The sequence below is a fragment of the Embleya scabrispora genome, assembly GCF_002024165.1.
In the GTDB taxonomy this organism is placed as follows: Bacteria; Actinomycetota; Actinomycetes; order Streptomycetales; family Streptomycetaceae; genus Embleya; species Embleya scabrispora_A.
Window position 1 is genome coordinate 711,122 of record NZ_MWQN01000004.1, and the last position, 13,851, is coordinate 724,972.

A 13,851-nucleotide genomic window follows, 5' to 3' on the forward strand; every position below is an offset into this window, starting at 1 on the left:
CGCCTGCCCCACACGACCACACTCACGCCGCCCCACCGACCACCCCCGCACACACCGGCCTTCGCGACGAGGCCGGAAAGGCGGTCCGCTTGGTTCCGAGACCAACCGGTGGAAGAAGCCGCCCAGGACGATGGTGGTTGCAGGTGGCGTGCGCCGCCGGGAGTCGGGCTGCGTGGTGTGATCGTTGTTGGTTTGCTCGGGGGTCAGGACAGGAAGCCCACGATGCCGTGGGTCGGGTGGGGGCGGGCTGCTTGGAGCCAGGTGCCGAGTTCTTCCACTGCTTCGCGCACGTCGTCGTCCAGGGCTGCGAGTTGGTCCTGGGGGACGGCCTCGTACTGGGCCAGTGCGGTGGCGCAGGCGGCCGGTGACCAGACGCCGTGGCCGGGGAGATCGGCGTGCGGCAACGGCTCCGGCAGTCGGTAGCCGAGTTCCGACACCGTGACGGCCTCGATCCCGAGGGACTTCAGGGCCTCGTCCACGTGCCCCAGCCACGCGAACTTGAAGGGCGAGAAGCTGTTGCCCCACAACCGGCGTCCGTGGAAGGCGCAGATCATCCGGTACGCGTACCCGTACTGGAAGGCGTGCCGCTCCTCGAACGGGCCGCCTTCCACGACCGCCGTCAGCGCCTCGTATCGCGTCGGCGCGCCGTTCTCGATCTCGTGCGCGAAGTAGTCGTCGTCCCGCGACATCTCCTGCTTGAACCGCCCGCCGATCGCGCGGCGGACCCGCACGTCACCGGATCCCACCACGGCACGCGCGACCTCGGGGTCGACCAGGTACAACGACAGCGAAAGACTCATACGGCCAACCTATCCGTACCGCCCGACACACCGTCGAGGGCTGCGCGGGCGCCGAGTACACCTGTCCCGCGTAGACGTCGCGGTCGGCACCGGCGCTTCGTTGTCGGACGGGAATGCGGCTGAGATGTTGACCGAAATGGAAAACTCGGCCTTCGGATGGGGTGTTGGCCGCCGGAATCCCGGATGCCTAGGCTGAATCCACCGTCGACACAAGCATCCTCGGGAGCCTCCAGTGAGAAGCACACGAATCGTGCTGTGCGCCCTGCTCGTCGCCTGGGCCGTCGGCCTCTCGCCCGTCGCCGCGTCGGCATCGTCGGCGCCCGTGTCCCCGGCGGATCGCAACGCCTTCGCCCTGTCCAGCGCCGCGTTCGCGGACGGCGGCCTCATCCCCAAGGTCCACGAGTGCACCAGCGGTGGCGGCCACGATCCGGGCAAGAGGAACGAGTCCCCGCCCCTGGCCTGGTCGGGCGCGCCGGCCGCCGCCAAGAGCTACGCGATCGTCATGCGCGATCTCGACAACGCCAACCTCATCCACTGGGTCGTCTACGACATCCCGGTCGGCACCACCTCGCTGCCCCAGAACGTCGACCACGCCTACCGGCCGTCGGTGCCGGCGGGAGCCCGGCAGGTCTACTACCGGGGCAGCGCGAGCCTGTACGGCTACCAGGGGCCCTGCTCGCCGTCGACCGTGAACACCTACGAGTTCGTCGTCCACGCGCTCAACCGGACGTCGCTGACCGAGCTGAACTCCGGCTCCTCCACCCAGACCGCCGCCAGGACGATCGCCGCGGCCTCGATCGGCTCGGCCAGGATCAGCGGCGAGTCGTAGCCCGACGATGCCCGGACGCCCGGCGCGCCGCGGCACACCGCATGCGGCGCGCCGGCATCCGCGCGGATCAGGACCGGCGGCGCAGCCGGAACCACTGGGGTTTGGTCCGGTTCATCGGCCGGCCCAGGCCCGCCGTGACGCCGCGACCGACGGCCTGTCGCTGGTCGGCGTCGAAGCCCTGGAAGCAGCCGATGTCGAGGAAGAGGTCGAAGGTTCCCAGCTCGGTCGACCGCAGGTCGGTCACGTCGCCCACGACGTAGGTGACACCTTCGTCGCCCCGCTGCCGGGCCGCCTCGATCGCGGCCGGCACGTAGTCGACACCCACGGCCTGCCGGCCCCGCCGGGCGAGTTCGGGGGTGAACCGGCCGCGCCCGCGCCCCAGATCGAGCGCTCGGCCGAGCGGTCTCGGTCGGTCGACGTCCTCACGAGCGAGTACCGCGAGATGCTCTCCCCCGAGGCTTTCCCGTACGACTCCCAGGGCGTCATCCCGAAGCGGTACGAACGGGCATAGTTCGTCATGTCCATCGACCTCCCGAGTCGATCATCAGGTTGGGCGGCGACGAATTCCGGGACGGAGCCGGGGTCCCGGCGTGCTACGCGCCGAACCCCTGTCGCGCGCCGCGCAGTTCGAGGACGTACCTCGCGGTCGACGCGACGACGCGGTCCTGGTCCCGGGACAGCTCCGCGAGGGCCCGTGACGACGTGCTCCCGGGGATGTCCGCCAGCGCCTGGGTCAACCGGCGACGCGCCGACGACCCCACCGGGGCTTGCGCGAGACAGTCGACCAGGGCGCCGGCTATACGATCCGCCACCGCCGGATCGCCGGCCTGCATGCTCAACGCGTCGGCCGCGTCGGCGTCGTTCCGCTCCGCCACGATCATGTCGAGGAGCGTCGGAATCGCCTCCGCCACGCCGCGCGCGCCCAGCGCCAACGCCGCCTGTCCGCGGACCACCACGTCCGCGTGCGTGAGCGCGTCCCGGAGCAGCGCGGTCGCCTCGGCGTTCGCGATCTCGGCGATGGACCGGACGGCACGCTCGCGCACCTCGGCCTCCGGCGCGTCGAGCCCCGCCGCCAGCAGTGCCGACGCGTCCTCGCCCGCCTGCGCCAGGGCCCAGCGCAGGGCGCCGGCCACGTTCGGGTCCGACTCGCGCAACACGGCCTCGACCAGCGCTTCCACCGGCACGGGGCCCTCGTCGATCGCGGACAGCGCCGCCCGCTGCCGCGCGTCCGCGCTTTGCGATCCCAATGCCCGCAGGAGCGCGACGATTCGGAGCAGGTCCTGCCGGCCGGCCGGTTCGGCGGCACCGATCCGCCGCAGTCGCGTCAACAACCGTGTCTCCGCGGCGATGCGCTCGCGCGTCCGCCGGATCAGATCGTCGACGAGTTCGGCGGGCGCGAAGTCGGCATCGTCGAGCACCCGCCCGACGTCGCCCAGCGACAGTCCCAACGACCGCAGGCTCTCGATGTGGAAGATCCGCCGGATGTCCTCGGCGGAATACTCCCGATAGCCCGAACCGGTGCGACCCGTCGGCTGTACCAGTCCGAGCGTTTCATAGTGCCTGAGCATGCGGGCACTGACTCCGGAGCGTCGCGCGACGTCACCGATCAACACCGCCTACCGCCCTTCTCCGCCGGCCCCGTCGAGGGCCGCGACCCGCTTCGCCTCCTCGATCGCGAACTCGAATCCGGCATCCGGGTCGCGCCACAGCCGCTCCGTCGCGATCGCGTGCGCACGCACGCGGGGGTCGCGGTCCGCCGTCGCGGCGCCGAGTGTCGGCACCATCGCCTCCCCGAGCGCGATCAGCGCCCGGCTGAGGCTCAGCTGCGTCTCGCGTTCGCCGCGACCGAGTTGCGTCGCCAACATCCCGGCCAACGCGTGCCGGGCATCCTCGGGCACCAGCACCACCGCCGCCCGCCAGGCGCTGCGCGCCACCTCGTCGTCGGCGTCGAACAGCAGCGCCGGTGTGATCGCCGGCCACGCCCGCCGATCCCCGATCTTGGACAGCGTGTGCAACGCCTGGCCGCGGGCCTGTGCCCGTTCCGAACGTAGTTCCTCGACCAGCAGCGGGACCGTCATCGACGCCGGGTGGCGGGTGAGTGCCCACGTCAACGTCTCCCTCACCTGGAAGTCGGGGTCGATCCCGCACCGCTCCACGAGCGTGCCGACGAAGCCCGGGTCCGGGTTCGTGCCGGCCGCCAGCGCCACCCGCACCCGGACCGAGGGATTGCCGTCCGCAAGCCCCCGAAGAATCCGCATCGTGCCCGCGCCCTGTTCCGCCATGGCCATCGCGACCACCTCCTCGGCACAGTCAAAACCTTGCCATCGTGTCAAGGTCAACCTGAGAGCCGGCGGGGCGTGAAGCACCGGTCCGGGTGCTCCGGCCCGGGCCGGGGAGGTCCGGCTCGGCGGGTGTGTGGTGTGGCGCCGGATCGCGTGTCGGCCCCGCGTGGGCCGAAGTGGCCTCATCGTGTGGTCAGTTCGGTCACCAGTCGGGTCGCGACGGGTACGGGGACGTCGTGTCGCGCGGCCGCGCGCAGCAACGCGCCGCCGATCGCGTCGAGTTCGGTGGGTCGGCCGGCCTCGACGTCGCGCTGCATGGACGACTTGGTCTGTTCCGGGAACGAGTCGTAGAGCGCCAGGGAGTGCGCCGGATCGACGGGGACGCCGCAGGCCCGACTCACCGCGGCGGCCTCCTCGACGAGCGCGAGCAGTTCCGCGCGCCGCCCGGTGCGCACCTCGCCGATGGTGAGCCCGTAGCGGCTGGTGAGCAGCGCGAAGGGGGCGAGGAAGGCCAGCTTCGCCCACAACGCGGCCGCCTCGCCGCCCACCGCCCGGGTGCGCACACCGGCGTCGGTGAACATCGCCGCCCACGGCTCGACGCGCTCGTGCGGGCCGGCCAGGTCGATCTCCGTGAACGGGCTGCCGTGTTCGATCACGCCCGGCGCCAGGCGTGTGGACTCGACGCGGATCACGCCCGGGACGACGGCCTGTTCGCCGTAGTATCCGCGCAGCAGGGCCGGGTGCTCGACGCCGTTGAGCAGCGGCAGGATCACCCCGTCCCCGAGCGCTCCCGCCGGGATGCGCTCCAGCGCGTCACGCAGTCCCGTGTGCTTGACCGTGATCAGGCACAGATCGACGGGCTCGCGCAGGCGCGTGTCCGCCTCGACCCGGGCGGTGAACTCGCCGAACTGCCTGCTGCGTACCCGAATTCCGCCCTGGCGCAGGGCACTTGCGGTTTCCTCGCCCGCGACGCAGGTCACCCGGTGGCCGGCCCGGGACAGCAGGGCGGCGAGCAGCCCGCCCACTCCTCCCGGTCCGAGGACCGCCACGGCTCGGGGAGACACGGCGGCAGGATCGTGGGACGACGTCGAAGCGGGCACGGACGGTTTCCTTTCGATGGCGACGAGGGTCGGCACCCGTCCCGCCGGGTTGTCTCCCGTCCGGACGGGGACGCGTGGTCGGGTCGGGTTGCCGCCCGGTTCCGATGATCGAACCGGGCGGCCACCCAAGTCAATCCTCGGGTTCACTGCCAACTTCCCAAGCCCTACCTTGGAGCCATGACCCTCGATGACCTCCGTATCTTCGTCGCGGTGTGCCGGGCCGGGAGCCTGAGCGCCGTCGCCCGGGACCTCTCGTGCACCCAGTCGGCGGTGAGCCAGCACGTGAAGCGGTTGGAACGGGAGACGAAAGTGCAACTCCTGGAGCGGCACCCGCGCGGCGTGGCCCCCACGGCGGCGGGTCGACTGCTGCACGCGGCGGCGGCCGACGGCATCGCCGGACTGGACGTGGCCCTGCGTCGACTCGACGAACTCGCGTGCGGCGAGGCGGGATCGGTCCGGGTCACCACGGGCGCGACGACCGTACGGCACTTCATGTCACAGGCGGTCGTCGCCTTCCGTAGCCGATATCCCCGGGCCAGTCTGGAGTTTCGCACCGAGACCTCCAGCCGCAGCTGCTTCGACGCGCTCGCCTCCAACACCCTCGACCTCGCCTGGATCACCGTCGGCGGCCCGATTCCCGGCATTCAACAGCGCTGCGTGGCCGAACTGCCCTGGGTGTTGGCGGTCCGGGCCGACGACCCGCTGGCCGAACGCACCCACATCGACGCGATCGACCTGGCCGGCATCCGCTACATACGACCGCCGGAGGACTCCTCCTCGCGGGCCCATCTCGACGCGGCCTTCACGAAACTGGACATCCGCATCCCGCCCGAATCGGGCGTCGCCGACTGGGACACCGCCATCCTGCTGGTCGAACTGGGCCTGGGACACGCCATCGTGCCCGCCCTGCCCGACCGGCGGGCGTCCGCCGACACCGATCCCGTGCGTTTCCTGCCCATCCCGGCCCTGCCCCGCCTGCCGGTGGGCTGGGCCGTACGCCGCTGGGACGACCTGACCCCCCTGGCCCGGGCCTTCGCCGACAGCGTCACCCTCACCGAAACCGGCCCGCGTGGTCGGCACACCACTGACCGAACGTACGGGCGGGCCGACCGGTGACCCGTTCGACGGTGTCGACCACCGTGGAGGCGTCGACGGGCGGGTCGGCGTACCAGCCGATCACGTAGTCCGCGTCCTCCCGGGACACACCGCCGGCCATCAGCCTGTCCACGGCCTGTTCGGGCGTGATCGCGACGAAGTCGATGTCGCGGGAGATCGACCGGGCCAGGATCGCGATGCGCTCGCGTGTGGTCAGCGCTTCGGGTCCGGTGAGGGTGTAGGCGCGTCCCGCGTGGCCGTCGTCGAGCAGGGCGGCCGCGGCCACCGCGCCGATGTCGGCCTCGTGCACCAGCGCGCTGGGGAAGTCGTACGGCTCGCGCACCACCCCCTCGGCCCGGATCGAGTCGATCCAGGTCAGGGTGTTGGACATGAACTCCTGCGGCTCCAGGCGCGTCCACTCCACCCCGGAGTCCGCCACGGCCTGCTCGACCGGCCCGACCCAACCGCCCCACACCACCGTGATGCGCCGTACACCCGCCTCGACCGCTCGCCGCACCAACTCCGGCCCGGTCTCGGCCGATCCCGCCGTCACCGTGACGTGCAGCCGATCCACACCGTCGAGGGCGGCACCCAACCCCTCCGGCGACGTATGCGTCCCGGCCACCGTTTCGACCCCCGCCGGCAGCCTCCCCGCGGCCGCGACCGGATCACGCGTCAACGCCCGAACCTTCTCCCCTCGCCGAACCAACTCCGCAACCACATGCCGACCGGTGTTCCCGGTGGCACCCGTAACCAGCGTCGTCACAGCCGAACCCCTCTCGTTTCCCCGGACGCTAGAAGTTCAACCCCACTTGAAGTCAAGCCACCCCACATCGAACCCGTCCGCCGCTATCGTGCGCACATGACCGACTCCGGCCGCCGGCCGCTTCTCTTTCTTGATGTCGACGGACCGCTCATACCGTTCGGCGCGTCGGCGGAGCAGTATCCGGATGGTTATCCCACCTACCGGCTCGTTTCCGAACGCCCGGATGCCTTTGCCAATCCGCTGTTGGCCAGGGTCGATCCCGCGCATGGTGCACGGTTGGCGGCACTGGGCTGTGACGTGGTGTGGGCGACCACGTGGATGCATGAGGCGAACGAGAGTGTGTCACCGCGGATCGGGCTTGCGCGGCTGCCCGTGGTGACGTGGCCGGAGTCGGTCGACGGCGACGCGCACGCCGAACGGGCCGGGTTGCACTGGAAGACCCGTGCTCTCGTCGCCTGGGCGGCGGGGCGGCCGTTCGTGTGGGTCGACGACGAGATCGGCGACGGCGATCGGGGCTGGGTGGCCGCTCACCATCCCGCGCCGGCCCTGTTGCACCGGGTCGACGCCGTACACGGGCTCACCGCGGCCGACTATGCGGTCCTGGGTGCGTGGGTGGCCGGCCTGTGAGCGTCGCCGGGGGAGTCGTGTTGCAGAATTCGGGTCCAGGTGTCGTAGCGGTGGTCCAGGAAGGTCTTGCCCAAGAGGTGCAGGTCGGGGTCGTCCGTGTAGTCCGCGACGCCGCCGGTGTGGTTGAGCAGTTGCCGCAGGGTGATGGTGCGGCCGTCGTTGCCGCGTCCGCGGACCAGGCCCGGCAGCCATGTCTCCACGCTGTCCGCGAGGCTCAGCCGGCCCTCGGCCTCCAGTTGCAGCAGGACCGTGGCGATGAACGGCTTGGAGATGCTGCCCACCCGGAACCGGTTGACCGGGCGCGGTGGGCGGCCCGTGCGGAGGTCGGCGACACCGGCCGTCGCGCGCCAGACACCGTGCGCGTCCCGGGCCCGGACGATGACGCCCGGCACACCCGACCGGAGCGCGAACTCCATGGCGGCCCGGGTCTGTTCGTGGCCGGCACCCGACGCGGCGGACCCGCCCGTCGCGGCGGCCGCGTCGCCGGCCGTCGAGGGCACGCCGGCCCCGACGGCGGCCATCGCCACGGCCGCGACCGCGGCGACCAGGGCCCTTCGTACCGTCCGCATCGCCACCGCGGCCTCCTTCTCGCCGACCTCGTCCATCCTCCCCTGCCGACCGGCTCCGGATGACCCGATATCCCCGAAATCAACCCATTCGGGTCGCAACCGCGCCCCGCGCGCACGCGGACCCCGTTTTGGTCTAGACCTCTACCCGCTCATGCCGCACGCTGGGGGATGCACCGGCCCGGCTCGCCCGCTCGCGTCCCGTCACCGTCTCGACGGAAGGTTGCCCGATGCGCATCCGTACCCTGTCGCTCGCCCTGGTGACCACCCTCGCCACCATGCTCGCGGCCGCCCCGCCCGGCCACACCGTCGCCTCCGCGACCGACCCGGTCGTGCTCGTGTCGACGTCGGCGCAGCTCAAGTCGGCGTTGGCCGCGGCCGTCCCGGGCGCCACCATCCGCCTCGCCGACGGCACCTACACCGGCAACTTCCGTACCACCAGGGCCGGTCGCGCCGACGCCCGGATCACCCTCGTCGGCTCCGCGAACGCCGTACTGCGCACCGGTACCGGCGGCGGCAACGCCCTGCACCTCGACGGCGCCGGCTACTGGACCGTACGCGGCATCACCCTCACCCACGCCCAGAAGGGCATCATGATCGACGCCGCCCGCGGCGTGCTGGTGGACTCCGTCACCGTGCACGAACTCACCATGGAGGGAGTGCACTTCCGCAACTCCAGCAGCGACGGCGCGATCGTCGACTCACGGATCCACGACACCGGCCGGGACAATCGCGGCATGGGCGAGGGCGTGTACGTCGGCACCGCCAACACGCTTGCCGACCGCAGCGATCGGGTGCAGATCCTGCGCAACGTGATCGGCCCCGACGTGCGCGGCGAGGCGGTGGACCTGAAGGAGGGCACCACCGGCGGCCGGGTCGCGGGCAACACCTTCGACGGCACGGGCCTGACCGGGAACAACTACGACGACTCGTGGGTCGACGTGAAGGGGAACGGCTACCTGATCGAGGGCAATACGGGCCGCGACTCCACGAACGACGGCTTCCAGGTGCACGCGCAGTTCCCGGGTTGGGGCTGCGGCACCGTCTTCCACGCCAACCGCGCCGACCTGACCGGCGCGACGGGCCCGGACCGACTCGCCATCCACGCCGTCTCGTACACCGCCGACTGCCCCACCACCGTCACCGCCGACAACACCGTCGTCGGCGGCAACGGCTTGGTCAACGCGGGCGTGCCGATCATCCCCTGACCCGCTCACGGGCGGGGCCCGCGTTTGCGGACGGCCCGCTCCGCCGCCGGGATCCGGTGGTGGATGTCCGCGAGCATCGTGTGCATCGCGATCCGGAAGATCTCCGCCTGGTGCGTGTCCAGGAACGAGGTGTGGCCGAACACCTCCAAGGCGACCAGGCCGTGCATGTGCCCCCAGGCGCTCAGGATGATGGCGACGGCGGGCGGCGGCAGTGTGCCCAGCCCGTCCGGTGGCAGCCGCTCCAACTCCTCGCGCAGCGCCGGCGACAGCGGCGGGATGTCGGCGGCGGCCAGCTGCTCCGCGGTCACCCCGCCGAACAGCTCGCGCTCGAAGATCGCGCTCATCCGGCGGACGGCCCGGGTGGTCGGACCGTCGGTGGGCGCCGCGTAGTGGCGTAGCGGCGCCCCGTAGATCAACTGGAACCGCTCCGGGTTGGCGACGGCCCACCGGCGGTAGCCCTCCGCCGCCGCCACCATGCGCGACAGGCCCGGCTCGGCCACCGCGTCCACCGCGACCTGTACCGCGTCGGCGAGGTCGTCGTACGCCTTGGTGATGAGCGCGGTGACGAGGTCGTCGCGGCTCGGGAAGTAGTGGTAGAGCGCCTGCACGGTCATCCCCAGGCTGCGGGCGACCGCACGCAGCGACAACGAGTGCGGTCCCTCCCGCCCGATGTGGTCCTCGGCGGCGCTCAGGATCTCCCGCACCGCGACGGCCCGACGCCGCTCCCGCAGCGTGAGCGGCGCGGGCTCCGGCGCGGACTCCGGCGCGGGCTCAGGCGCAGGCGGCCCGGACGACGCGGGCGGCGTGGGCACGGTCGATCCGGCTTCGACTGGAGACATGCGACGACCTTACGACGAAGGTTCCGGCACGCCACGACCCGGGCGCACCCTGTGAAGAAAATCTGACACTGCCAAAGTTTCTTGTACCTCACTAGGGTCGTCAAGGGCGACGGGGAGAGCGGAAGCACCTCCCCGCCCGGACCCGAACACCGCCGATGGGCCGACCCGCCCACGCGCGCCGCGACCGGCGCATTTCCGGTCTTTTCTGTTGTTTATGGCAAGAGCCCAAGGAGACAACCCGTGTTTGAACGCATAGCCGAACTCACGGTTCGCCGGCCGAAATTGGTACTCGTCGTCGCGGGTCTGCTCGTGGTGCTGATGGGCGTCCTGGGCGCCGGCGCGTTCGGCAAACTGCTGAGCGGGGGCGGGTTCGACGATTCGGCCTCCGAGTCCACCCGCGCCAAACAGGTCATCGACAAGAAGTTCGGCGGCGAGACCAATCTGGTCCTGCTGGTCCGCGCCCCCGACGGCGGCGTCGACGGCCCCGCGGCCAAGCAGGGCGGGCAGACCCTGGTCGCCGACCTCAAAAAGGAGAAACACCTCGACAACGTGATCTCCTACTGGGACGCGGGCATCCCGGAACTGCGCTCCAAAGACGGCCGGCAGGCCATGGTGCTCGCCCATGTCAAGGGCGACGACAGCGAGCGCGCGGAGAACGTCAAGGGCATCCTCGAGCACTACACCGGGCGGTACGGTCCCGGGCTCACCATCCGGGCCGGCGGCGCCGGCGCCGTCGGCGACGAGTTGTCCGAGCAGGTGGTGAAGGACCTCGTCCTGGCCGAGGCGATCGCCGTACCGCTGACCCTGCTCCTGCTCCTCGTCGTCTTCGGCAGCGTGGTCGCGGCGCTGCTGCCGCTGGTCATCGGGACCGTCGCGGTCGTCGGCACGTTCGCCGAACTCGCCGTCCTCGGCGGCCTCACCGACGTCTCGGTCTTCGCGATCAACCTGACCACGGCCCTGGGCCTCGGCCTCGGTATCGACTACGCCCTGTTGATGATCAGCCGATTCCGCGAACACCTCGCGGCCGGGGCGGAGGTGGACGAGGCCGTCCGGCACACCGTGCGCACCGCGGGCCGTACGGTCGCGTTCTCCGCCGCCACGGTCGCCGCCGCGCTCGCCTCACTCCTGGTCTTCCCGCAGTTCTTCCTCCGCTCGTTCGCCTACGCCGGCGTCGGAGTGATCATCGTCGCCGCGGTCGCCACCCTGTTCGTGATGCCCGCGCTGCTCGCCCTCCTGGGACACCGGGTCAACAGCGGCCGCATGCCGTGGGCGAGGTTCGACCGCCCCGCCTCCGCCCGCACGCCCCTGTGGGGACGGATCGCCGGCACCGTCATGCGGCGTCCCGCGCTCACCGCGATTCCGGTGCTCGCCGTACTGCTGCTGGCCGCGAGCCCGCTGCTCGGCATCACCTTCGGCACGGCCGACGAACGGGTGCTGCCCGAGGACGCGCAGAGCCGGGAGGTCTCGGCCGCGCTGCGGGCGGACTTCGACGGCAACGACGCCGCGGCCGTACACATCGTCGTCGACGGTCCGGTGACCGAGGGCCCGTTGGCGGCGTACGCGAGCGAGTTGTCCCGGCACAGGGACGTGGTCCGCGTCGCGACCTCCACCGGCACGTACATCGGCGGCCGGCCCGCCGCGCCCGGCGCCGGCAACCCGGCTCTGGGCCGCCCGGACGCCCAACGCATCGACGTGGTGAGCGCCCTGGCCCCCAAGTCGGACGCCGCTCAGGACCTGGTCGCCGACGTACGGGCGGTCACGCCGCCTCCGGGAACCCACCCGCTGGTCAGCGGCACCGACGCCGAACTGGTCGACTCCAAGGACTCGATCGGCGGCCGACTCCCCCTCGCGATCGCCCTGGTCGCCGTCACCACCTTCCTCCTGCTCTTCCTGTTCACCGGCAGCGTCGTACAACCGCTGCGCGCACTGCTCCTGAACATGATCAGCCTGGGCGCGGCCCTGGGCGCGATGACCTGGATGTTCCAGGACGGTCACCTCGCCTCCCTGTTCGGCTTCACCCCGCAGCCGATGGACACGTCGATGACCGTGCTGATGTTCTGCATCGCCTTCGGCCTGTCGATGGACTACGAGGTGTTCGTGCTCAGCCGGATCAAGGAACTGCACGACGAGGGCAAGGACACCGAGTCCGCCGTGGTCGACGGCCTCGGCCACACGGGACGCATCGTCAGCGCCGCGGCCGCGCTGCTCGCGGTCAGCTTCTTCGCCTTCGGGACGGCCGAGATCAGCTTCATGCAGATGTTCGGCATGGGTACCGGGCTGGCCATCCTGATCGACGCGATCGCCGTGCGGGGCGTGCTGGTCCCCGTCGCGATGCGGCTGCTGGGCCGCTCGGCCTGGTACGCGCCCGGCCCGCTGCGCAGGTTCCACGACCGCTTCGGCCTGAGCGAAGGCGGCCCGGCGCCGGCGGCCGCGCCGAAGCCCCCGGTCGGCGCGGTCATCGAGAAGGACACGGCGGGCGTCTGACACACCGGTGCGGGCAACGGGCCGGGGCGCGGACACGCGCCCCGGCCCGTTGCCGCGTCCGCTTCGCGCCTTGCGCGTACGGCAACCCGTCTCGGCATCGCCTTGCGCATCCGGCAACCCATCGGGTCAACGGCACACGATCCGCCTAGCGTGACGGCATGACCCACCCCGCACCCCACGGCGCGCACACCGCCCCCGCACACGAACACGTCGAGGCCGACCTCACCGAGACCCTCGACCTGGACGCGGAAGTCCTCGCCGAGCACATCGAGGCCGTCATCGCGTCACTGCCACCGGGTACCGACCCCCGCCACATCGTGGACCTGGGCTGCGGAACCGGCGCCGGTACGCTCGCCCTGCTCCGGCGCTTCCCGAACTCCCGGGTGACGGCCGTCGACTCCGCCCCCGCCCACCTGGATCGCCTGCGGGACAGGGCGGTCGCCGACGGCGTGGACGAGCGTCTGCGCATCGTGCGGGCCGACCTCGACGCCCCCGCCCCGCCCGACCTCGGCCACCCGGATCTGGTCTGGGCGTCCGCCTCGATGCACCACATGAGCGACCCTGATCGGACCCTGCGCCAGGTCCGCGAACTGCTGTCCCCGGGCGGTCTGTTCGTCATGATCGAACTGGCCGCCTTCCCCCGCTTCCTCCCCCCTGCGGCCCCGGCGGACAGCCCCGGCCTCGAAGACCGCTGCCACGCCGCGGTCGACCGGCAACACGCGGCGATGACCTCCCACCGGGGTGCGGATTGGGCCCCCAAGCTCACCGCGGCCGGCTTCGCCATCGAATCCGAACACACCCGAACGCTGCACGTGCCCGCGTCGCGAAACCCGGCGGTGACCCGCTACGCCCACACCACCTTTACCGGCCTGCGCACCCGGATCGGCCGGCTCCTGACCCCCGAGGACCGCACGGCCCTGGACCGCCTCCTCGATCCCGACTCGCCCCGAAGCCTGCACCACCGCGAGGATCTGGCCCTGCAGACCCGGCGCACGACCTGGACCGCCCGCGTCGGCCGACCCCGCGCCGGCAACCCCGATCCCTCGCCACTTCCAAGCAATGCGAAAGTACCGACGCCGGGAGTTCGTCCCGACGACATCCGCCCGCAATAGCGACCCGCACAAATGCGATCCTTCTCTTCGACGCGCGCGATCGGGATAAAGATCGGATCGTATCCAAAGCCGTTTCCGCCGCCCGACAATTCCGAAGCGGACCGAATCATCTGATCTCCCGGCCGCCGGGTAGGCGACGTGGA

14 protein-coding genes are annotated in these 13,851 nt (G+C 71.5%); 6 read left to right on the plus strand and 8 right to left on the minus strand.

Annotated elements, in window-relative coordinates:
- Positions 1-203 precede the first annotated feature (203 nt).
- A complete protein-coding gene (locus B4N89_RS43635) occupies positions 204-800 on the minus strand; it encodes a DUF7691 family protein (protein WP_078982153.1) in 597 nt (198 codons plus the stop codon).
- A 232-nt stretch (positions 801-1,032) separates the two neighbouring features.
- Here B4N89_RS43635 and B4N89_RS43640 point away from each other — a divergent pair, with 232 nt between their 5' ends.
- Positions 1,033-1,629, plus strand: coding sequence for a YbhB/YbcL family Raf kinase inhibitor-like protein (locus B4N89_RS43640; RefSeq protein ID WP_101897549.1), 597 nt, complete (start codon positions 1,033-1,035; stop codon positions 1,627-1,629).
- 67 nt (positions 1,630-1,696) lie between these two features.
- Here B4N89_RS43640 and B4N89_RS43645 read toward each other — a convergent pair whose 3' ends face one another.
- The 4 genes from B4N89_RS43645 to B4N89_RS43660 all read right to left on the minus strand — a co-directional run bounded on the left by B4N89_RS43645 (position 1,697) and on the right by B4N89_RS43660 (position 4,975).
- Positions 1,697-2,107: a class I SAM-dependent methyltransferase gene (locus B4N89_RS43645; protein WP_201261190.1), complete on the minus strand. Its 411-nt coding sequence runs from the start codon at positions 2,105-2,107 to the stop codon at positions 1,697-1,699.
- A gap of 115 nt (positions 2,108-2,222) precedes the next feature.
- Positions 2,223-3,242 carry a MerR family transcriptional regulator gene (locus B4N89_RS43650; protein WP_078982155.1) on the minus strand — a complete coding sequence of 340 codons (1,020 nt, stop codon included), beginning with the start codon at positions 3,240-3,242 and terminating at the stop codon, positions 2,223-2,225.
- A gap of 3 nt (positions 3,243-3,245) precedes the next feature.
- Positions 3,246-3,917 carry a HEAT repeat domain-containing protein gene (locus B4N89_RS43655; RefSeq protein ID WP_078982417.1) on the minus strand — a complete coding sequence of 224 codons (672 nt, stop codon included), beginning with the start codon at positions 3,915-3,917 and terminating at the stop codon, positions 3,246-3,248.
- 176 nt (positions 3,918-4,093) lie between these two features.
- Positions 4,094-4,975: a ketopantoate reductase family protein gene (locus B4N89_RS43660; protein ID WP_078982156.1), complete on the minus strand. Its 882-nt coding sequence runs from the start codon at positions 4,973-4,975 to the stop codon at positions 4,094-4,096.
- A gap of 213 nt (positions 4,976-5,188) precedes the next feature.
- Between B4N89_RS43660 and B4N89_RS43665 the strand changes: the two genes are divergently transcribed.
- A complete protein-coding gene (locus B4N89_RS43665) occupies positions 5,189-6,127 on the plus strand; it encodes a LysR family transcriptional regulator (protein ID WP_078982157.1) in 939 nt (312 codons plus the stop codon).
- On the opposite strand, the gene B4N89_RS43670 is transcribed toward B4N89_RS43665, so the two are convergent.
- Positions 6,063-6,872 carry an NmrA family NAD(P)-binding protein gene (locus tag B4N89_RS43670; RefSeq protein WP_078982158.1) on the minus strand — a complete coding sequence of 270 codons (810 nt, stop codon included), beginning with the start codon at positions 6,870-6,872 and terminating at the stop codon, positions 6,063-6,065. The genes B4N89_RS43665 and B4N89_RS43670 overlap by 65 nt on opposite strands.
- 96 nt (positions 6,873-6,968) lie before the next feature.
- On the opposite strand from B4N89_RS43670, the gene B4N89_RS43675 reads away from it, so the two are divergent.
- Entirely contained in the window at positions 6,969-7,499 is a 531-nt protein-coding gene (locus tag B4N89_RS43675; protein WP_078982159.1) for an HAD domain-containing protein, read from the plus strand.
- Here the strand turns inward: B4N89_RS43675 and B4N89_RS43680 are convergent.
- Positions 7,463-8,104 carry a serine hydrolase domain-containing protein gene (locus tag B4N89_RS43680; protein ID WP_235619337.1) on the minus strand — a complete coding sequence of 214 codons (642 nt, stop codon included), beginning with the start codon at positions 8,102-8,104 and terminating at the stop codon, positions 7,463-7,465. The two genes, B4N89_RS43675 and B4N89_RS43680, sit on opposite strands and share 37 nt — an antisense overlap.
- A 191-nt stretch (positions 8,105-8,295) precedes the next feature.
- Here B4N89_RS43680 and B4N89_RS43685 point away from each other — a divergent pair, with 191 nt between their 5' ends.
- On the plus strand, positions 8,296-9,273 hold the full coding sequence (locus B4N89_RS43685) for a right-handed parallel beta-helix repeat-containing protein (protein WP_078982160.1): 978 nt from the start codon (positions 8,296-8,298) through the stop codon (positions 9,271-9,273).
- Between the two features lie 5 nt (positions 9,274-9,278).
- Here the strand turns inward: B4N89_RS43685 and B4N89_RS43690 are convergent, their stop codons facing one another.
- Positions 9,279-10,112, minus strand: a complete 834-nt coding sequence (locus B4N89_RS43690) for a TetR/AcrR family transcriptional regulator (RefSeq protein WP_078982161.1) — start codon at positions 10,110-10,112, stop codon at positions 9,279-9,281.
- A 240-nt stretch (positions 10,113-10,352) separates the two neighbouring features.
- On the opposite strand from B4N89_RS43690, the gene B4N89_RS43695 reads away from it, so the two are divergent.
- On the plus strand, positions 10,353-12,596 hold the full coding sequence (locus B4N89_RS43695; RefSeq protein ID WP_078982162.1) for an MMPL family transporter: 2,244 nt from the start codon (positions 10,353-10,355) through the stop codon (positions 12,594-12,596).
- Positions 12,597-12,754: 158 nt separating this feature from the next.
- Positions 12,755-13,708: a class I SAM-dependent methyltransferase gene (locus B4N89_RS43700; RefSeq protein ID WP_078982163.1), complete on the plus strand. Its 954-nt coding sequence runs from the start codon at positions 12,755-12,757 to the stop codon at positions 13,706-13,708.
- Positions 13,709-13,851: the final 143 nt, after the last annotated feature.

What these genes read in the sequence shown, in the direction of transcription:
- B4N89_RS43685 (WP_078982160.1), top strand. Translation starts at nt 8,296, where the DNA reads ATGCGCATCCGTACCCTGTCGCTCGCCCTGGTGACCACCCTCGCCACC.
- B4N89_RS43700 (WP_078982163.1), top strand. Translation starts at nt 12,755, where the DNA reads ATGACCCACCCCGCACCCCACGGCGCGCACACCGCCCCCGCACACGAA.
- B4N89_RS43665 (WP_078982157.1), top strand. Translation starts at nt 5,189, where the DNA reads ATGACCCTCGATGACCTCCGTATCTTCGTCGCGGTGTGCCGGGCCGGG.
- B4N89_RS43655 (WP_078982417.1), bottom strand. Translation starts at nt 3,917, where the DNA reads ATGGCCATGGCGGAACAGGGCGCGGGCACGATGCGGATTCTTCGGGGG.
- B4N89_RS43680 (WP_235619337.1), bottom strand. Translation starts at nt 8,104, where the DNA reads ATGGACGAGGTCGGCGAGAAGGAGGCCGCGGTGGCGATGCGGACGGTA.
- B4N89_RS43690 (WP_078982161.1), bottom strand. Translation starts at nt 10,112, where the DNA reads ATGTCTCCAGTCGAAGCCGGATCGACCGTGCCCACGCCGCCCGCGTCG.
- B4N89_RS43675 (WP_078982159.1), top strand. Translation starts at nt 6,969, where the DNA reads ATGACCGACTCCGGCCGCCGGCCGCTTCTCTTTCTTGATGTCGACGGA.
- B4N89_RS43635 (WP_078982153.1), bottom strand. Translation starts at nt 800, where the DNA reads ATGAGTCTTTCGCTGTCGTTGTACCTGGTCGACCCCGAGGTCGCGCGT.